The following is a 17979-nucleotide window of genomic DNA, read 5'->3' as shown; positions in this document are numbered from 1 at the left end:
AGGGGCCGACCATGCCGACGTGTCCGGCCGGACACCTCTCAGCCGCCCGCGCCTACTGCGACGTGTGCGGGCTGCCGAACCCCGCACCGGCGACCGGGCGGGGAGCCGCCGACGCGGCCGCCGATCCGACCGGCTCCGTGTGCCCCGACTGCGCCGCCGAGCGCGCCGGCCGCTTCTGCGAGGACTGCGGCCACGACTTCGCCGCGGCCGACCGCACCGAGGCCTCGCCGCTGCCGCTGTCGCACGTCCCGCACGCCCGCTCGGCCGCGCACTCCGGCGCACCGGCCGAACGGGGCCCCGGCGGCGCCGCACCGCACCGGGACACCTGGTGGGCCATCGTCTGCGCCGACCCCGCCTACTACCACTCCATGGCCGATTTCGGCGTGCTCGACCCCGACGCCATCGCGTTCCCCGCGCATGCGCCGCAGCGCCGGGTGCCGCTGAACAGGGAGCGGGTCCGGATCGGGCGGCGCAGCCTCCGGCTGGGCGTCCACCCCGAGATCGATCTCGCCGGCCCGCCGGAGGACCCGGCCGTGTCCCACACCCACGCCGCCCTCCTCGCCCGTCCCGGCGGGAGCTGGGTGCTGGTCGACGAAGGCTCGACGAACGGGACCACCCTCAACGGGACCGCCGAGCCCGTGCCGCACGACACGGAGGTACCGCTGCATGAGGCCGACCGGATCTACGTCGGCGCCTGGACCGCGATCACCCTTCACCGCCAGCGGGGGTGAGGGGCGGTGAAGCGCAGCGTCGAGGCCCCCGAGATCGCCGACAGGCTCGCCACCCGGGCCGCGGATCGGGCGCGCGCCCTTGTGGGCCTGCCGCCGTGGCTGGGCCGGCCCGGCACCCGCGGCTGGGTGTGGCTGCTCAGCGCGCTGTGCCTGGTGCTGACCGGCGTGCTGTTCGCGGCCACCGGGTCGGCCATCGCCCGCGCACGCGAGGGCCTGGACATCATCGGCAGCGGCGAGGGGCCCAAGGTGGTGGCGACCGCCGACCTGTACTTCGCGCTCAGCGACATGGACGCCCAGATGGCCAACGTCCTGCTGATGGGCGCCGAGCACTCGCTGGGCGACGGGCGCGCGGCCGCCCTGGTGCGCTACGAGCAGCGGCGCTCCGACGCCGGCGAGGCGCTGCTGCACGCCGCCCAGCTCGCCGAGGGCGACGGGACCGAGGAGGAGAACGTCCGCGCGGTCATGGAGGGGATGAACCGCTACGAGCACCTGGTCGCCCAGGCCCAGCTCATCAGCGACGAGGCCGGCCGCCCCGCGGGCTCGCCGCCCGAGGAGGTCGTCCGGCTCTACCGGCAGGCCGGCGAGCTGATGCGCCGCGACCTGCTGCCCAAGGCCTACAACCTCACCCTCGACAGCGGCGCCACCGTGCGCAGCACCTACCAGGAGAACAGCTCGGCGTCGTCGGTGGGCATCGCGCTGGTCGCGGCCGCCGCCACCGCGCTGCTGGCGTCGCTGGTCGCGCTCCAGATCTTCCTGCGCCGGCGGTTCCGGCGCCGCTACAACCTTCCGCTCGCGGCGGCGACCGCCGGCGTGCTCGTGCTGGGACTCGCCGCGATCGGGATGCTGGAGGAGCAGGCCGCGCACCTGCGCAGCGCCAAGGTCGACGGCCTCGACTCGGTGCTGTCGCTGTCGCGTGCGCGGGCGATCAGCACCGGCATGAACGCCGACCAGAGCCGGTGGCTGATGGACCCCGGCCGCGCCGTCACCTACGAGCAGAACTTCCTGGAGGACGCGCGGATGGTGGTTCTGCTGGTGCCCGAGGGCTCCGAGCCGCCGGGCGACCTGGAGGGCTACACCGCCGAAGTCGCCGATGCCGTGCCCGACCACACCGCCTACGACGGCCGGATGCTCGGCCTCCTCGGCGGCGAGATCCGGTCCGGCGGAGTCGAGGGCCGCGAGGAGGTGCAGCGGCGCACCCTGCGGGACTACAGCGCCTTCCTCCGCGCCGACCAGCGGATGCGCTCCCTGGCCGAGGACGGGAGGATCGGCGCGGCCGTGGACGCCCACATGTCGGGTGAGGAGTCCGTCGAGGACTTCTTCGACCGCTACGAGCGGTCCCTGGTGCAGCTCACCGCGCTGCACATCAACACGTTCGACACCGCCGTCGCCGACGCCCGGGCGGGGCTGCGCGGCTGGGACGCGGTCCTGCTGGGCGCGTGCCTGGGATTCGCCGCCCTGGTGGTGCTGGGGGTGCGGCCGCGGCTCGCGGAGTACCGCTAGCCGCGGCCGGACCGGCCGAGCAGGAGAGGAGGCGAGCGCCGATGGGGCTGCGCCGACTGGCGCCCGCCGTCGCGGCCGTCGTGCTGCTGTCCGCCACCGGGGCCTGCACCGACCCGGTGGGCGGGACCGTCTCGATCGTGGACGCCGCGCGGCTGCGCATCGGGGTCAAGGACGACCAGCCCGGCCTGGGGATGCGCGCGGACGGGGGCGGCATCGAGGGCTTCGACGTGGACGTCGCCCTCTACATCGCCGAAGAGCTGGGAGTGCCCGCGGAGGACGTGGAGTTCGTGGGGGTGACCTCCGAGGAGCGCGAGCGCGTGCTCGTGAGCGGCGAGGTCGACCTGGTGCTGGCCACGTACTCCATCACCCAGCTTCGCAAGACCGTCGTCACGTTCGGCGGCCCCTACTACGTGGCGCACCAGGACATCCTGGTCCGCGCCGGCGACACCTCGATCACCGGAGTGGCCGACCTGGAGGGACGGCGGCTGTGCCAGGGCGCCGGGTCCAACTCCGCCAACCGGGTGATCGAGGAGCGCGGCATCGACGCCGTGCGCGTGGAGCGCCCGACCTACAGCGACTGCATCGGCCTGCTGGCCGAGGGCGACGTGGACGCGGTCTCGACGGACGACCTGATCCTGGCGGGCTACCTGGAGGACGCGCCGTCGGACTTCCACCTCGTCAACGCCCCGTTCACGAACGAGAAGTACGGGGTAGGCGTCGCCAAGGAGGACATCGCGGGCTGCGAGGAGGTCAACCGGGCCATCACCCGGATGTACCAGGACGGCACCGCGGCCTGGCTGCTGCGCAAGTGGTTCGGCGACAGCGGGCTGGACGTCAACACCAGCGTTCCGCAGTTCGAGGGGTGCGGCTGAGCGCGGCGGCGGTGGCGGTGCGTGCGCGGCCGGGGGAGCCGCCGGAACGGGGAGACTCCGTACAATCGCCGGACCACCGCCCACACGCGTGGGTTGCGGACATACGGGAGCCGGTGCGGCGCGTAGCGTATCCGCCGGGGCGCACGAGTGGAACGCACGGGCCGCGGGCGGCGTCGATGAGGTGTGATTCCGGCGGAAGGAGTGGAGCAGGGTGACGATCGTGGAGTTCCTCAACGAGCGCCTGGAGGAGGACGAGCGCGCGGCGCATGCGGCGTCACCGGGCACCGGCGGCCCCGAGCGCGCCCGCGCCGACGTCGCCGCCAAGCGCGGCATCGTGGAGGGGTACACCGCCACCTACCGCGAGTGCATGGACTCCCTGAACGACGGAGCCCAGTCCGCCGCCGAGGAGGACGGGGCCTGGTCGGCGCTGCACGCCTGGCGCCGCGCGCTGGAGCATCTGGCGGCGGTGTACGCGGCCCATCCGGACTACGACTCCTCCTGGAAGCACTGACTCCCCGGCAGCGCTGGAGGGCCGGCGATCTGCGGCACCGCCGGGCCGAAGCGACGACCCGCCGGAGGGCCGTCAGTCCGCCGGTGCCTGCGCCCTCGCCTCGGCGCCGTCCGGTTCCGGCCAGCGCCAGCCCCACGCCCACAGAGCCACCCACAGCCCCGGAGCCACGAGCACTGCGCCGAGGAGGAGCACGTAGACCTGGTCGACCCCGGCCAGCCGCCCCTGCGCCGCCGTTCCCGCCAGCAGCACGAGGCTGAACACTGCGGGCAGCCGGCTGGTCCGGGCGGCCGCCGCGATCGCCGCGGCCGCGGCCGCCTGCGCCGCACCCGCGAAGAGCACCGGCCCCAGCAGCGGGCCGTGCAGCAGCGCTGCGGCCTGTACCGGAGGGGCACTCGGAGCGCCGACCGTGACCGAACCGGCCAGAACGGCGGCGACCTGCACGAGCACGGCCACCCTCAGCCACCACAGCGCAGCGGGCCGCCATGCGCCGCCCGCGAAGCGCCACCGGGGACGGGCGGCGGCGCCGCGCTTCCGCTGCGGCGCGTCCTGCTCGGGCGGACCGGGCGGCGGGTGCTCGGGCGGCGCCGGATCCGCACCGGCGGTCCCGGTCCTCGGCGGCGCCGGCCGCTGCGCGGGCGGGCGCGGCGGGGCGGTCCACTGCGGTGGAACGGGAACGGCGGGCGGCACGGGCTCGGGCGGGCGCTGGACCGGGATCCGCGCCGGGCCCTCCCCGGAGGCCGCGGTCTCCTCGGACGCCGGCGCCGCGCCGTCCCGGCGCGCCGGGGGCGGGTCGCTCTGCGGCGCGGGCGCCGCCCGGGCGAGGACCAGGGCACGTGCCGAGCGCAGTCCGGCCGCCGCCGACGACAGCGCCGAGGCGGCCAGCAGAGCCGGCGCGGCCGCCGACAGCCCGCGCACCACCGGTGAGCACAGGCGCGCGCCCTGGGCCGCGAGCAGCGGGAAGGGAGTCCACACCGCCGCCCCCGCGGCACGCGCGCCCGCGCGCCGCGCGGCCCGGCGGGCCGCGTGCCCGGCTGTATCGGCTCCCATGAGGACCGCCCCTCGTGCCGTCGGCTGTTCGCGGCCGAGTCTGCCCGTGCCGCGTGCGCCCGTCGTCGTGCGGCGGGCGGCACCGCCCCTACCGCGCGGAGCGCAGGGAGGCGCCCGCGCCTACTCCTGTGCCGCACCTCCCGCTGTACCGCCGCGGCACGCGAGAGGCACCGCGTCGACCGCGTTGAGAACACTCCCCTGCCCGACTGTGGCACCGGTTACACACTCACCGCCAGTATCCGCCCCGAGCGACGCGGTTCGGACACGGGCCGGGCCGTTCGGCGAAGGCGCCCGCGGCCCGGGCGCCACGTCCGCGCGGGGACCGCCCGCGCGCCCCGCGCACTACAGGTCCAGTTCGTTCACCGCCAGCGTGTAGCCCTCGCTGTAGGTGGGGAACTGGAAGATCCCGTCGCGCAGCCGGTCCACGCCGATGCCCTCGCGGATCGCCAGTGCGGCCGTGTGGATCCACTCGCCCGCCAGCGGTGCCACCGCCCAGGCGCCCACGAGGGTGCGGCTTCCGCGGTCGGCCACCACGCCGACGCGGCCGCGGGGCGAGGTCTCGTAGGTCCAGGGGCGGGCCAGCCCGGCGGTCAGGTCGACCTCCGCCGATACCGGGTCCAGCCCCTGCTCGCGCGCCCGGTCCGCGGTCAGGCCAACGGCGGCGATCTCGGGGTCGGCGAAGACGACGCGCGGGACCCCGGTGTACTCGGCCGTGCGGTCGCCGCCGAGGATGTTGGCGGCGACGACTCCACCCTGGTACTTGGCGACGTGCGTGAACAGCGCGACGCCGGTGACGTCGCCGACCGCCCACAGCCCCGGCGCCGCTCGGCAGCGCTCGTCGACCTCCAGACCCGCCGCCCCGGTGCGCACCCCCACCGCGTCCAGCTCCAGGTGCTCCAGGCGGGGCCTGCGGCCGGCGGCCAGCAGCACCACGTCGCCCACGGCCTCGGAGCCGTCGTGCAGCTCCAGCACGCTGTCGCGGCCCCTCCGGTAGGCCTTGCGCGGCTCGGCACCCGTGCGTACGTCGACCCCGTCGCCGCGCAGCAGTTCCGCCGTCAGCTCGCCCACCCGCGGTTCCTCGCGGTCCATCAGCGACGGGCCGCGCTGCACGAGCGTCACCGAGCAGCCCATGCGGGCGAAGAACTGGCTCATCTCCACGCCCACCGCGCTGCCGCCGACGACCACGGCGCGGCCGGGGATCTCCTCGACGGTGGTCGCCTGCCGGTTGGTCCAGACCTCGACCTCCTCAAGGCCCTCGATCGGGGGCCGGGAGGCGGACGACCCCGTCGCCACGATCACGTCGGCCGCGCTCAGCCGGTGCTCGCCGACCTCGACCACCCACGGGTCGCGTCCGACGAACCGGGCGGTGCCCTTGAACACCGCCGCGCCCTGGGACCGGTAGCCCTCGACCTGCTTGGAGTCGTCCAGGTGGCGGATCATGGTGTCGCGGTAGGAGCGCATGCCCGCCCAGTCCGGTTCGGGCCGCTCCAGCCCCGCCGCCCCGGCCGCTCCGGCGGCGGCCTCCAGCGGGCGCAGCAGCGTCTTGGACGGGATGCAGGCCCAGTACCCGCATTCGCCGCCGATGAGCTCGCGCTCGACCACGGCGACGCGTTTTCCGGCCTGGATCAGCTGCGACGCGGCGACCTCGCCGCCCGGACCCATGCCGATGACGACGGCGTCGTACTGCTCGTCCATGTGGGTGCTCCTCTGCTCGACGAGTGCGGCCCGCCCGGGCACCGGCCCGGCAGTGCCGCCCGGGGGTGCGGACCTCTCCGATGGGCCGCGGCCGGTGCGCCGGAGGTCTCCGGTGCGCCGTGCGGACGAGGGACTGCTACCCGCCTTCGCCGCACAGGACGCGCGATGCGGCGCGTCGGAGCGTGTCCGCCCCTGAGCCCCGCCCGGGCGCGCCCGCGCACCGAGCGGGTCGGGCGAGAGGGCAGGATTCGGGGGTAGGGGTGTGCCCCGGCGGCCCGGGCGGGCGATCCGGCCCGGAGGCGGCCCGGGAGCACGACACCGAACGGACCAGCGAGGAGCGAGACCGATGCCCGACACGACCGCGACCGACCGCACGCGCCCGGACCGCCTTCCCGAATGGGCGGCACTGGGCGAGCACCGTGCGATGCTCGGGGAGGCGCACCTGCGCGACCTGTTCGCCGCCGACCCCGAACGCGGCGGCCGGTACACCGTGCAGGTGGGCGACCTGCACGTGGACTACTCCAAGAACCTCGTCACCGACGAGACCCTGCGCCTGCTGCGCGCCCTGGCCGAGGCATCCGACGTGGCCGGGTTGCGCGACGCCATGTTCCGGGGCGAGCGGATCAACACCACCGAGGACCGGGCCGTGCTGCACACGGCCCTGCGCGCGCCCGCCGACGCCGTCGTCCGAGTCGAGGGGGAGGACGGCGGCAACGTGGTGCCCGAGGTGCACCGCGTGCTGGAGAGGATGGCCGGGTTCGCCGAGCGGGTGCGTTCAGGGGTGTGGCGGGGGCACCGCGGCGACCCCATCAGCACGGTCGTCAACATCGGCATCGGCGGCTCCGACCTCGGCCCGGCCATGGCCTACGAGGCGCTGCTCCCCTTCACCGGCTCCGAGGCGGCGGGCGAGCGGGGTGTCGAGGTCCGCTTCGTCTCCAACGTCGACGGCGCCGACCTGCACGAGAAGCTGCGCGGCCTGGACCCGGCGACCACCCTGTTCATCGTCTCCTCGAAGACCTTCACCACGGTGGAGACCATCACCAACGCGACGTCGGCGCGCGCGTGGCTGCTGTCCGGGCTGGACGGCGACGTCGCGGCCGTCGCGCGGCACTTCGCGGCGGTCTCCACCAACGCGGAGAAGGTCGCCGAGTTCGGCATCGACACCGAGAACATGTTCGAGTTCTGGGACTGGGTGGGCGGCCGCTACTCGATGGACTCGGCGATCGGGCTGTCGCTGATGGTGGCGATCGGCCCGGAGCGCTTCCGCAAGATGCTGGAGGGCTTCCGGACCGTCGACGACCACTTCCGCACGGCGCCGATCGAGGCCAACGCGCCCATGCTGATGGGCCTGCTGGGCATCTGGTACGGCGCCTTCCACGGCGCGCAGTCGCACGCGGTCCTGCCCTACAGCCAGTACCTCGCCCGCTTCCCCGACTACCTGCAGCAGCTCGACATGGAGTCCAACGGCAAGTCGGTGGACCGCGCGGGCCGTCCGGTTACCTGGCCGACCGGCCCCGTCGTGTGGGGCACGCCCGGCACCAACGGCCAGCACGCCTACTTCCAGCTGCTGCACCAGGGCACCAAGCTGGTGCCCGCCGACCTGATCGGGTTCGCCCGGCCCGTTCCCGGCATGTCCGCCGAGCTGATCGCCCAGCACGACCTGCTGATGGCCAACATGTTCGCCCAGGGGCAGGCGCTGGCCTTCGGCAAGAGGGCCGAGGAGGTGGCGGCCGAGGGCGTACCGCCCGAGCAGGTGCCGCACCGCACCTTCGCGGGCAACCGCCCGACCACGACCGTCCTCGCCACCGAGCTGACGCCGTCGGTGCTGGGGCAGCTCATCGCCCTCTACGAGCACAAGGTGTTCGTCCAGGGGGCCGTCTGGGACGTGAACTCCTTCGACCAGTGGGGTGTCGAGCTGGGCAAGGCGCTGGCCAAGCGCATCGAGCCGGCGCTGACGGAAGGTGCCGACGTGGCGGGGCTGGACTCCTCCACGGCGGCGCTGGTGAGCCGGTACCGGTCGCTGAACGGATGACCGCCCGGCAACAGGCGGCCAGGCCTGCCCGGAGCGTCGGGCGCGCGACCGGCCGGCGAAATGTGCACGGGCGAGGGAACAGGCGGACAGGGAGGGAGACCGCATGGGTGGACTGCTGCTGATCCGCCACGGCCGGACCGAGTGGAGCGTCGCGCGCCGGCACACCGGGCGCACCGACGTCCCGCTGACCGGGGAGGGCGAGGAGCAGGCGCGCGCCCTGCGCCCGCTGCTCGCCTCGCAGCGGCTGTCGCGTGTCCTGGTCAGCCCGCTGCAGCGGGCGAGCCGCACGGCGGAGCTGGCGGGTCTGCACGGCGGCGTGGCCGACCCCGACCTGATGGAGTGGGACTACGGCGGCTACGAAGGCCGCACCACCGGGGAGATCCAGCGTGAGCGGCCCGGCTGGTACATCTGGCACGACGGCGTGGTGCCGGGCGACGCCGAGCACCCGGGGGAGTCCGTGGAGGCCGTCGGGGACCGGGCCGACCGGGTGCTGGAGCGGCTCCGTCCCGTTCTGGACGACCCTGGAGCCGCGGACGCCGCGCTGGTGGCGCACGGCCATTTCCTGCGCGTGCTGACCGCCCGCCGCCTGGGGCTCCCCGCGGACCGCGGCGCGCTGTTCCGCCTGGAGACCGCGGCGACGGCCCGACTGGGAGAGGAGCACGGGCGCCCGGTGCTCACCGACTGGAACGTGGTGCCGCGGCGCGAGTAGCCGGGCGGCCCGCACCGGCACACGCCGGGAGCCGCCCGGCCCCGCCCCCGCGGGCCGGGGCGGGAGGGGGCGGCCGGCGGACCGCGTCGGCCGCGCCGTCTCCCTCGGGATCGGGATCCGGAAGGCGCGTTGCGGCGTGGCCGCCTCAGCGTGCCTCCGGATCCGGCGCGCCGCCGTCCTCGTCCCAGGGCAGGCGGGCGTGCAGGCGGAAGCCGCCCTCCTCGCCGGGGCCGTGGCTGAGCCGTCCTCGGGCGAGGGAGACGCGTTCGGCGAGTCCGAGCAGGCCCTGCCCCCCGGCGTGCGACCCGGCGGGATCACCGGGTTCCCGTTCGGGCGATCCGTCGTCGCCGAGCGGACCGGAATCCGTCGCCCTGCTGTCCGCAGCGGCGTCCGGCCCGGCGCGCCCGCTCACCGCTTCGGGCTCCCGTGCGCCCCCGCTCCCGGCGGCGTGCACGGCGCTCCCCGCGTCCGGCGCGGTGTTGGCCACCTCCACCGACAGCCCTTCCCCGGGGCCGCCCCGCAGGCCGACGCGCACGCGCGCGCCCGGGGCGTGGCGGCGGGCGTTGGTCAGCCCTTCCTGCACGATCCGGTAGGCGGTGCGGCCGACGGTGTCGGGGGCGCGCCCCCGCACCTCGTCGTCCAGCTCCACCCGCATCCCGGCGGCGGCCGACTCCGAGACCAGACCGCGTACGTCGGCCAGCGTCGGCTGCGGCAGCTCGCCCACCGGGGCCCGCAGCACGCCGATCACCTCGCGCAGGTCCTGCAGCGCCCGGTGCGCGCTCTCCCGGATCACCGAAGCCGCGCCGGCGATCTCCGCGGCGGGCGCGTCGGGGCGGTACTCCAGCGCGCCCGCGTGCACGCTCAGCAGCGACAGCCGGTGGCCGAGCACGTCGTGCATCTCGCGGGCGATCTGCTCGCGCGCGTGCATCTGGGCCTGCTCGGCGCGCAGCCGCGCCTCGGTCTCGGCCCGCGCCGCCCGCTCGCGCAGGGACAGCACCAGCTGCCGCCGGTGGCGGACCGTCGCGCCCCAGCCCAGCACCGCCACGACCAGCACCGACGTGAACGCGACGATCACCTGCAGCTCGCCGTCGTCAGGCAGCCGTTCGGCGGGGACGAGGTTGACGAACACCGCGAAGTAGGCGATCTGCCCCGCCACCGTCGCCGCGCCGCACAGGGCCGCCGTGCGGGCGGAGCGGTGGACGGCGACGGTGAACAGGGCGGCGCACTGGGCGCCGTCGGCGAGCGAGGCATAGGCCGACAGCGGGATCAGTCCGAGCGCCAGACCCACCGGCCAGCGCCGGCGCAGCCACACCGCGGCGCAGGCGACCGCGCAGACGACCTGCTCGCGCAGCACCGCGGTCGCGGTGACCTCGGGATCCTCCGAGAGAGCGATCGTCCAGGCGAGCCCGTAGACCACGGCCGCCAGGAACAGGCCGATGTCGACCGCCCACTCGCGCGGCCCGCGCCTGCGGCGGGGCGCGGTGCCGGTCGGTGCGCTCTCCATGGCTGCCGAACCTACTCGGCGGCCATGGGCCGTGCCGCTCAGGCAGCCCGTTCGGCTACTCGCGGCGCGGCGGACGATGCTTTCGGCCGGCGCCAAGCCGCCGATCCGAGACTTCGGTCGGGGCAGGCGATACCGGCGGCCGACGCGCCGGAGCGACCGCTCGGCCTAGCGTCGGAGCATGGCACGGATCGCGCCGCTCGCCACCGCTCTCCTCGGCCTCGTCCTGTGCTTCCAGGCGGCCGTCGGGCTCGCCGGGGAGCTGGGCGCCGGGGCATGGCGCGCTGCCGGGCGGCTGTCGGTCGTCGGCCGGCTGCCGTGGCTCGACGACTACGCGGTGTTCGTCAGCGTGTCGCTGCTGGTCGCGGGGATCGCGGCGCTTGTCGCCGCCGGACGGGGACACGGCCGATGAGGTCGGTGGCGCGGGCGTCGGAGCGGAGCGCGGCGCGGCCGGTCGACCGGGATTGGGGGTTCGGACAGCTATGGCTGAGGAGAGAGCTGCGATGGAACGGGACGCGCCGGCACCCGGCAAAGCCACCGTCGTCGCGCCCGCCAGGAGCGAGCGCGTCCTGATGTGGGGCGGGCTGCCGCTCCTGGGTGCCGTGCTCGGCGCGCTGCTGAAGACCCTGGCCGAATGGTTGGCGACCTGGCCGTGGACCCCGTTCGAGGGACCGGTGCAGCTGATCAGCACGCTGCCGGACACGCCGACGCGCATCGGCGGCGCCGTGGTGGGGCTCGTCGCGGGGCTCGTGCTGGCGCTCATCGGCGAAAGCGAGTCGGGCACGGTGACCGTCGACGGTGGCGAGGCCGTCGTCGAGTCCGGCGACCGCCGGGTCGCCTTCCGGCGCTCGCAGGTCAGCGCCGTGTTCAAGGAGGGAAAACGGCTGGTGGCACTGGGGCCGCGGACCGAGGAGCTGGCCGGGCAGGCAACCGACCTGGACGCGCGCCGGCTCGCCGCCGCGTTCCGGAAGCACGGCTACCCCTGGCGCGAGGGCGGCGACCCCTGCGCCGCGGACTACCGCCGCTGGGTCGAAGGGGTGCCGGACCTCTCGGCGAGCGCCCACGGCCTGTTCGCGGCGCGGGCCCGCGCCCTGCGCAAGGACGGCTCCGACGCCGCCCGGGACGCCGAGGAGCTGCGGGCGGAGCTGGGAAAGCTGGGGCTGGTGGTGCGCGACGAGCGCAAGACCCAGTACTGGCGCGCGATCGCGCCGCGCGACGACACGGGATCCGCCTCCGAGGGGCCCTGAGCGCGCGGGGGCCCGTCCGGGGGCGGCGCGGGAGCCCGTCCGGCGGGGCCCGGCGACAACGGCGACCGGTGCCGCGCTCGGGCGGTCGGCGAGGCGTCGCCCCGCCGGCCGCCCGGCGGCCTCGTCGTCGCGAACCGCTTCGGTGCTCGTCTGCGGCGCGTCACGCCGACGGGCGAGCGGACGCCAGGTAGGTGGCGCAGCTTTCCAGCAGGAACTCGGTGCCCTGGCGGGAGATCTTGGCCGTCTGGGGGCTGTCGCAGGTCTGGTGGACGGTCAGCGCGGTGCGGCCGCCGCCCAGGTCGGTGAAGTCCATCGCCATCCGCTGGGGCTCCAGCCCGGCCTCCTGGGCGGCGCCCATGTCCTCCACGAGGCGGCTGTGCCTGACGACCTCGACGTAGCTGCCGCTGACGGGGTGCAGCTCGCCGGTGGGCGTCTTGATGTCGGCGCGGAACCCGCCGCCGGGGCGCACGTCCAGGACGACGGACTCGGGTACGGCGTTGAACACCTTCGCGAACGCGTCGGGTTCGGTCCACGCGTCCCACACCGCGCTGACGGGGGCGTCGTACTCGCGGGTGACGGTGTAGCTGCTGCCGTCGGCGTTCTCGGTGCCGGTGGTGCGGGTCATGGCGTGCTCCTTCAGGTCCGCGCGGCCGCGCCGCGTTCGATGTGACACCACTTTCGACCGGAGCAACCGCGCGAACTCATCGCTCGCCGGGAACGGGTCCGGGTGGTCCCGTTCGGCAGGACCGAGCGGACGATCGACGCCCGGTCCTTATACCGCACGTATCCCGCGTAGCCCGTCGCCCCGCCCCGGCTCCCCCGTCCGCGGGAGCCGGGGCGGGCACCGCGCTACGCGCGGCGGGGCAAGAAGGGGCCGGGGTGGCGGAGCGCGGTGACCACGCCGCGGGTGATCCCCTCCTTGAGCGCGGCCGCGGACCGGCCGACGAGGGCGGCGCGCACCGGTGTGTCGTCCGCGCGCAGGAACTGGGTCACCGCGTCCCGGCGCCCCAGGCTGATGTTGACCGCCACGTAGCGCAGCCGGACGGGTCGGGGCGCGCGTCCGCGGGCGGTGTCGGCGGCCACGCGCCCGGCGTGCACCCCCATCGGCAGGCCCGTCTGGCACGTCATGCGCGCGACACCGCCCCGGGTCATCGCCGCCGCGGCGTCTCCCGCGGCGATCACCTCCGGATGCGAGACGGAGCGCAGAGACGCGTCGACGAGTATGCGCCCCGTGTCGTCGACGGCCAGGCCCGCCTCGGCGGCCAGCGCGTGGACCCGGAACCCCGCGGTCCACACCAGTGTGTCGAAGGCGATCGCGTCGGACTCCCCGTCCCCGACGAGGGCGCGGCCGTTCTGGACAGCGGTGATCGCGGTGTGCTCGCGCACCGCCACCCCCAGCCGCCGCAGCGAGCCGCGCAGGTGCCGCAGCGCGCGTGGCGCCAGCCAGTCGGCGATCGCATCGGCCGAGACGAGCTCGACGCGCGCGTTGGGATAGGCCTCGGCCAGCTCGGCCGCCGTCTCCAGGCCGGTCAGCCCGCCGCCGGCCACGACGATGCGGTGGCGCGTGTGGCGCGTGTGGGGCGCGGCCGGGTGCTCGGGTGCGGCGTCGGCCGTGTGCGCAGCGGCTTCGGGGGCGCCGCCGGCCGCGGCGGCCCCTCCGACGAGCGCCGGGGCCGCCGCGGAGCGGACCGGGACGGTTCCCGCGCCGGTGCGGCCGCCCCCCTCGGCGGGCCGCGCTCCCAGGCGCGCACGGAGGTGGTCGCGCAACCGGGCGGCCTGCTCCGCGTCGGCGACCGCGAACGCGTGCTCGGCCACGCCCGGAACGTCGTGGGTGTCCCACGAGCTTCCCAGCGCGTAGACGAGCGTGTCGTAGTACAGCCGCTCGCGGACCGGCGACCCGCCCGACGGTGAGGCCGGGTCTCGGTGCTCGTCCAGGTGCACGGTGCGCGCGTCCGCGTCGATCGCGGTGACACGCCCGAAGACCGCTTCGACCCCGCTTCCGCGCAGGAGGTCGGCGATCCGGATCTCCGGCAGCCGCTGGCCCGCGGCGACCTGGTGGAGGCGGGTCCGCTCCACGAGGTGTTCGGCGGCGTTGACCAGCGTGACGCGCGCCGGGGTGCCGCGCAGGTAACCGGCGGCGCGCTTGGCGGCGGTCAGGCCTGCGAAGCCCGCGCCCAGGACGACGATGCGATGGGGTGTCATGGCGTTCCTTCCTTCCGCTTCCCTGCGGTTGGTCCGCGGAGGTTGAACCGGCGCCGCGCGCGGGCCGTGACAGCCGGAGGCGGGCGGCGTCCGTGATCTGGGCCACATTCCGGCCTTCGGTCGCGGCCGCCGCGGCGACCGCGCTCGCAGTGGGAGGACGCGGATCGCGCCTCGCACGCGGATGCGGCGGCTCGGCCGATCGGCGGCGACTCAGCCGTCGGTCCGGGCGTCCCGATGCTCCGCGGCCACCTGCCCCGCGAGGAACTCCAGCTTCTCGGGATGCAGCACGGCCCGGACCGCCGTGATCCGCCCGTCCGGGCCCACCTCCAGCCAGGTGGCTCCCATCAGCTCGCCGCCGACCCGCAGCACCGCGCCGAGCTCGCCGTTGACCGGCCGCAGCTCGATCTCCAGTCCCGTCGTCTCGGGAAGCGTGCTCACCCCGGCTGTGAAGCGCGCGACCTTCGAGCGGCCCGCGACGGGGTTCCGTGCGGCGCGGACCCGGCCGCCGCCGTCGGCCCAGGCGGTGACGTCGTCGGCGAGCATCCGCTCCAACGCCGGGACGTCGCCCTCCGCGGCGGCGGCGAAGAACCGCTCCAGAAGCCGCCGCTGCTGGGCGGAGTCGGGCGTGAAGCGGCGCTGCGGCGTGCCGACGTGCTCGCGGGCGCGCCGCAGCAGCTGCCGCGAATGGGACTCGTCGACGTCGAGGAGTTCGGCGATCTCGCGGTGCGTGTGCCCGAACGCCTCGCGCAGCACGAAAACGGCGCGCTCGGGCGGGGTCAGCCGTTCGAGCATGACCAGCACGCCTACTGACACCGAGTCGCGCTGCTCCGCCGTCTCCATCGGCCCGAGCGCGCCGCTGTCGGTCAGCACGGGTTCGGGAAGCCAGGGGCCGATGTAGCGCTCGCGGGTCGCCCGCGCGGAGGTGAGCCGGTTCAGGCAGAGGTTGGTGACCACCTTGGTCAGCCAGGCCGCCGGTACCCGCACCACCGAGGGATCGGCTCCGTTCCAGCGCAGGTACGCGTCCTGGACGGCGTCCTCGGCCTCGGCCGCCGACCCGAGCAGCCGGTAGGCGAGCCCGAGCAGCCGGGGGCGCTGCTCGGCGAACACTTCCGCCTTGGCCGCCCCGGACATGGGGGCGGTCGGAGCGCCCGCCGCTGCGGACGCGGACGCGGCCCCGGCGGGGTCGGCGCCTGTCCGGCCGCCGCCGTCCGCCGGCGCGGGGTCGGCGGGCCGCGGGTCGGGCTCGGATCGCGATGGGGCCACAGCACGATGCTAGGCCGCCGTCGTGGATCACGGTTTTTGCCCCGCCCGATCGGGGCCCGGCCTGTCAGGGGGCGGAGGCGGCCGACGAGCGGCACGAAGCCGCCGGTGCGGGCGGCGTGGCCGCGGTAGGCGTCGCCGTGGTGCCTGCGCGGCCCGGGTGGACGCACGTCCGCCCGGTGCGGGTGGCCGCTTCCGGTCGTCGGCCGGGCGCCATCGGTCAGTGTGTCCGGGGCTCGCCGGCTCCCCGACCCCGGCCCGACGCCTTGCCGCGGGGCCGCACCGGCTCGACCGCCGGTGTGCGCATGTGCTCGTAGACGACGCTGGTCTCCACGTCGGCGACCTCCGGGCGCTCGGTCAGGCGGTCGATGACGAACGCGTACAGGCCGTCGGTGTCGGCGACCGCGACGTGGATCAAGAAGTCCTTGCTGCCCGAGGTCACGAACAGGCCGACGGTCTCGGGCAGCCGTGCCGCCCACTCGCGGAACGACTCGATGTTGCGCCGCGACGGCGGGCGGATGCGCACCGCGATCATCGCCTGCACGCCGCGCCCGATGGCCTCCAGGTCCACCTCCGCCCGGTATCCTCGCAGCACGCCGCGCTCGCGCAGCGACCGCACGCGCTCCAGCGAGGTCGACGGTGCGACGCCGACCGCCGCGGCCAGGTCGCGGTTGGTGCGCCGAGCGTCCTTCTGCACTTCGCGCAGAATCGCCCTGTCGAGTTCGTCCAGCTCCACGGTTTCCGCTCCTTCGCCGAACGAAGTTCGGCAGTGCTTTTCAGACGTCGCACGTATGGCTAGCTTCGTTCAGAGTACGCGTATGTCGAACGCCCGGAACTCCTGCGCGCGCAACGCGCGCGGTGCGCCGCACCACGCCCGCGACCAGGCCGAGGAACCGTATGACCGACCAGCTCACCCGCCCGGACCCGGCGGAGACCACCCCGTTCCGACTCGACCCCGACGACGTCGACATCGACACCCCCACCCGCGGCCTGCGGGTGAAGTGGGTGATGGTGATCGACCGCGGCCTGGACCCCGGCCTCGTCGCCAACACCGCGAGCTGCCTGGCCGCCGCCGTAGGCCGCGAGGTGCCGCAGATGATCGGCCCCGGCGGCGCCGACGCCTCCGGCAGAGCGCACCGCGGGCTGCCCTGGACCGGCTGCACCGTCCTGGCCGGCGACACCGCCGAGGTGAGCGGCATCCGAGAGAAGGCCCTGAGCAAGTCCGGCCTGCTCGTCGTGGACATGCCCTCGCTGGCCCAGGTCTGCCGCGTCTACAGCGGGTATTTGGACGCACTCGCCGAGACCGGCGCCGACGACCTCCGCTACCACGGCGTGGCGCTGGTCGGCCCGCGCAACAAGGTCGACAAGATCGTCGGGCGCCTGCCGCTGTTCACGTGACGGCGGCCGGGCAGGCGCTCCGGCGCCCTCGGAGCCCGCGACACACGAGGGGAAGGGGCCGCGGCCCCTCCCCCTCGCTGGACTCCGACGTCGGGTCTCAGTCCAGCGGCTCCGTCACCGTCCCGGCGGCGACGGTCCTGCCGCCCTCGCGCATCGCGAACCCCAGGCCCGGGCGCATGGCCAGGGCGGTGCCCAGCTCGACCTCGACGTCGACGGTCTCACCGGGACGGGCGCGCTCCGCGCCGCGCAGCCGCAGCCGCCCGGGCGCGTCGGCCGTGCGGATGTAGAGCTGCGGCCGGTACCCGTCGCCGATGGAGGTGCGGCGGCCGCCTTCCTCGGCTGTGAGCAGGTGGACCCGGGCGGCGAAGCGGTGGTGGGCCGACTGGGTGCCCACGGCCGCGAGGACCTGCCCGCGCCGACCGCCTCGACGGTGTCGCCGACGGCCACCCTTCCCTGCTCGATCGACCCGGTGGCGACGGTGCCGCGACCGGTCACCGACAGCCCGCCCTCCACCGGCAGCAGGAACGGCGCGTCGGTGTAGCGCTCGGGCACCGGCACGTGCTCGTCGACGGCGCGGAGCAGCTCGGCCACGGAGGCCGTCCACACCGGGTCGTCCTCCAGGGCGCGCAGGCCGGAGACCCGCACGACGGGTGAGTCCGGATAGCCGTGCTCGGCCAGCAGCTCGCGCACCTCCAACTCGACCAGGTCGGCCAGCTCGCGGTCGGCGCCGTCGGCCTTGTTCAGCGCGACGACGACGTGTGCGACCCCGACCCGCCGGGCGAGCAGCACGTGCTCGCGGGTCTGCGGCATGACCCCCTCGTGCGCGGAGATCACCAGGATCGCCCCGTCGAGCTGGGCCGCGCCGGTGAGCATGTTCTTCACGTAGTCGGCGTGGCCGGGCATGTCGACGTGCGCGTAGTGCCGGGTGGCGGTCTCGTACTCGACGTGGGCGATGCTGATCGTGATGCCGCGCGCGGCCTCCTCGCGCGCCCGGTCGATCCGGTCGAAGGGCACATAGTCGGCCCCCGCCGACTCGCTCAGCACCTTGGTGATCGCCGCGGTCAGCGTGGTCTTGCCGTGGTCGACGTGCCCCATCGTGCCGATGTTGATGTGCGGCTTGGTCCGCACGAAGGCCTTCTTGGCCATGGTGGTTCCCTCGATGCTCGCTGCGGAAGCGGCCCGCGCCGTGCCCACCCCTTCCCGCCGGGCCGCATCACAACGACCGGGAAGGGGTCAGCGCTCGGCGCCGTCGAACAGGTCGCGCAGCGAGGCCG

Annotated in this window: 16 protein-coding genes and 1 pseudogene; 9 read left to right on the top strand and 8 right to left on the bottom strand. The window is 75.4% G+C overall.

Annotated elements, in window-relative coordinates; genetic code table 11:
* The first annotated feature begins 11 nt into the window (after window positions 1-11).
* The 4 genes from ABD284_RS04335 (at window position 12) to ABD284_RS04320 (ending at window position 3614) form a co-directional block, all read left to right on the top strand.
* Window positions 12-731 carry an FHA domain-containing protein gene (locus ABD284_RS04335; protein WP_344141053.1) on the top strand — a complete coding sequence of 240 codons (720 nt, stop codon included), beginning with the start codon at window positions 12-14 and terminating at the stop codon, window positions 729-731.
* Between the two features lie 6 nt (window positions 732-737).
* Window positions 738-2231: a hypothetical protein gene (locus tag ABD284_RS04330; RefSeq protein ID WP_344141052.1), complete on the top strand. Its 1494-nt coding sequence runs from the start codon at window positions 738-740 to the stop codon at window positions 2229-2231.
* A 41-nt stretch (window positions 2232-2272) separates the two neighbouring features.
* The gene (locus ABD284_RS04325) at window positions 2273-3103 is read left to right on the top strand and encodes a glutamate ABC transporter substrate-binding protein (protein ID WP_344141051.1); all 831 of its coding nucleotides are present in this window, start codon (window positions 2273-2275) and stop codon (window positions 3101-3103) included.
* A gap of 211 nt (window positions 3104-3314) precedes the next feature.
* Window positions 3315-3614, top strand: a complete 300-nt coding sequence (locus ABD284_RS04320; protein ID WP_344141050.1) for a DUF6221 family protein — start codon at window positions 3315-3317, stop codon at window positions 3612-3614.
* Window positions 3615-3686: 72 nt separating this feature from the next.
* Here ABD284_RS04320 and ABD284_RS04315 read toward each other — a convergent pair whose 3' ends face one another.
* Together ABD284_RS04315 and ABD284_RS04310 are read right to left on the bottom strand one after the other, a co-directional pair.
* A complete protein-coding gene (locus ABD284_RS04315) occupies window positions 3687-4661 on the bottom strand; it encodes a hypothetical protein (protein ID WP_344141049.1) in 975 nt (324 codons plus the stop codon).
* Window positions 4662-5003: 342 nt separating this feature from the next.
* Window positions 5004-6356: a dihydrolipoyl dehydrogenase family protein gene (locus ABD284_RS04310; RefSeq protein WP_344141048.1), complete on the bottom strand. Its 1353-nt coding sequence runs from the start codon at window positions 6354-6356 to the stop codon at window positions 5004-5006.
* Window positions 6357-6702: 346 nt separating this feature from the next.
* Between ABD284_RS04310 and pgi the strand changes: the two genes are divergently transcribed.
* Window positions 6703-8388, top strand: a complete 1686-nt coding sequence (pgi, locus tag ABD284_RS04305; RefSeq protein ID WP_344141047.1) for a glucose-6-phosphate isomerase — start codon at window positions 6703-6705, stop codon at window positions 8386-8388.
* A 103-nt stretch (window positions 8389-8491) separates the two neighbouring features.
* Window positions 8492-9097: a histidine phosphatase family protein gene (locus ABD284_RS04300; RefSeq protein WP_344141046.1), complete on the top strand. Its 606-nt coding sequence runs from the start codon at window positions 8492-8494 to the stop codon at window positions 9095-9097.
* Window positions 9098-9242: 145 nt separating this feature from the next.
* Here the strand turns inward: ABD284_RS04300 and ABD284_RS04295 are convergent, their stop codons facing one another.
* The gene (locus ABD284_RS04295) at window positions 9243-10601 is read right to left on the bottom strand and encodes a sensor histidine kinase (RefSeq protein ID WP_344141045.1); all 1359 of its coding nucleotides are present in this window, start codon (window positions 10599-10601) and stop codon (window positions 9243-9245) included.
* A gap of 178 nt (window positions 10602-10779) precedes the next feature.
* Here ABD284_RS04295 and ABD284_RS04290 point away from each other — a divergent pair, with 178 nt between their 5' ends.
* Window positions 10780-11010, top strand: a complete 231-nt coding sequence (locus ABD284_RS04290) for a hypothetical protein (RefSeq protein WP_344141043.1) — start codon at window positions 10780-10782, stop codon at window positions 11008-11010.
* Window positions 11011-11101: 91 nt separating this feature from the next.
* On the top strand, window positions 11102-11845 hold the full coding sequence (locus ABD284_RS04285) for a YqeB family protein (RefSeq protein ID WP_344141042.1): 744 nt from the start codon (window positions 11102-11104) through the stop codon (window positions 11843-11845).
* A gap of 160 nt (window positions 11846-12005) precedes the next feature.
* Here the strand turns inward: ABD284_RS04285 and ABD284_RS04280 are convergent, their stop codons facing one another.
* From ABD284_RS04280 to ABD284_RS04265, 4 genes are all read right to left on the bottom strand, one after another.
* Window positions 12006-12470, bottom strand: a complete 465-nt coding sequence (locus ABD284_RS04280) for an SRPBCC family protein (protein WP_344141041.1) — start codon at window positions 12468-12470, stop codon at window positions 12006-12008.
* Between the two features lie 224 nt (window positions 12471-12694).
* Window positions 12695-14047 carry an NAD(P)/FAD-dependent oxidoreductase gene (locus tag ABD284_RS04275; RefSeq protein WP_344141039.1) on the bottom strand — a complete coding sequence of 451 codons (1353 nt, stop codon included), beginning with the start codon at window positions 14045-14047 and terminating at the stop codon, window positions 12695-12697.
* Window positions 14048-14257: 210 nt separating this feature from the next.
* On the bottom strand, window positions 14258-15310 hold the full coding sequence (sigJ, locus tag ABD284_RS04270) for an RNA polymerase sigma factor SigJ (RefSeq protein ID WP_344141038.1): 1053 nt from the start codon (window positions 15308-15310) through the stop codon (window positions 14258-14260).
* Window positions 15311-15527: 217 nt separating this feature from the next.
* Entirely contained in the window at window positions 15528-16043 is a 516-nt protein-coding gene (locus ABD284_RS04265; RefSeq protein ID WP_344141037.1) for an Lrp/AsnC family transcriptional regulator, read from the bottom strand.
* 161 nt (window positions 16044-16204) lie between these two features.
* Here ABD284_RS04265 and ABD284_RS04260 point away from each other — a divergent pair, with 161 nt between their 5' ends.
* Window positions 16205-16705 (top strand): DUF2000 domain-containing protein, encoded by a 501-nt coding sequence (locus ABD284_RS04260; protein WP_344141035.1) that lies wholly within the window; start codon window positions 16205-16207, stop codon window positions 16703-16705.
* A gap of 97 nt (window positions 16706-16802) precedes the next feature.
* Here the strand turns inward: ABD284_RS04260 and ABD284_RS04255 are convergent.
* Window positions 16803-17851: pseudogene (locus ABD284_RS04255) on the bottom strand (GTP-binding protein).
* Window positions 17852-17979 lie beyond the last annotated feature (128 nt).

The sequence above is a fragment of the Streptomonospora arabica genome (assembly GCF_039531585.1).
In the GTDB taxonomy this organism is placed as follows: Bacteria; Actinomycetota; Actinomycetes; order Streptosporangiales; family Streptosporangiaceae; genus Streptomonospora; species Streptomonospora halophila.
This window is presented reverse-complemented; position numbering and strand designations above follow the sequence as displayed.

Bases quoted from the DNA above. Each gene is read 5' to 3' on its own strand.
- ABD284_RS04335 (WP_344141053.1), top strand. From the start codon at position 12: ATGCCGACGTGTCCGGCCGGACACCTCTCAGCCGCCCGCGCCTACTGC.
- ABD284_RS04325 (WP_344141051.1), top strand. From the start codon at position 2,273: ATGGGGCTGCGCCGACTGGCGCCCGCCGTCGCGGCCGTCGTGCTGCTG.
- ABD284_RS04315 (WP_344141049.1), bottom strand. From the start codon at position 4,661: ATGGGAGCCGATACAGCCGGGCACGCGGCCCGCCGGGCCGCGCGGCGC.
- ABD284_RS04310 (WP_344141048.1), bottom strand. From the start codon at position 6,356: ATGGACGAGCAGTACGACGCCGTCGTCATCGGCATGGGTCCGGGCGGC.
- pgi (WP_344141047.1), top strand. From the start codon at position 6,703: ATGCCCGACACGACCGCGACCGACCGCACGCGCCCGGACCGCCTTCCC.
- ABD284_RS04300 (WP_344141046.1), top strand. From the start codon at position 8,492: ATGGGTGGACTGCTGCTGATCCGCCACGGCCGGACCGAGTGGAGCGTC.
- ABD284_RS04295 (WP_344141045.1), bottom strand. From the start codon at position 10,601: ATGGAGAGCGCACCGACCGGCACCGCGCCCCGCCGCAGGCGCGGGCCG.
- ABD284_RS04290 (WP_344141043.1), top strand. From the start codon at position 10,780: ATGGCACGGATCGCGCCGCTCGCCACCGCTCTCCTCGGCCTCGTCCTG.
- ABD284_RS04285 (WP_344141042.1), top strand. From the start codon at position 11,102: ATGGAACGGGACGCGCCGGCACCCGGCAAAGCCACCGTCGTCGCGCCC.
- ABD284_RS04280 (WP_344141041.1), bottom strand. From the start codon at position 12,470: ATGACCCGCACCACCGGCACCGAGAACGCCGACGGCAGCAGCTACACC.
- ABD284_RS04275 (WP_344141039.1), bottom strand. From the start codon at position 14,047: ATGACACCCCATCGCATCGTCGTCCTGGGCGCGGGCTTCGCAGGCCTG.
- ABD284_RS04260 (WP_344141035.1), top strand. From the start codon at position 16,205: ATGACCGACCAGCTCACCCGCCCGGACCCGGCGGAGACCACCCCGTTC.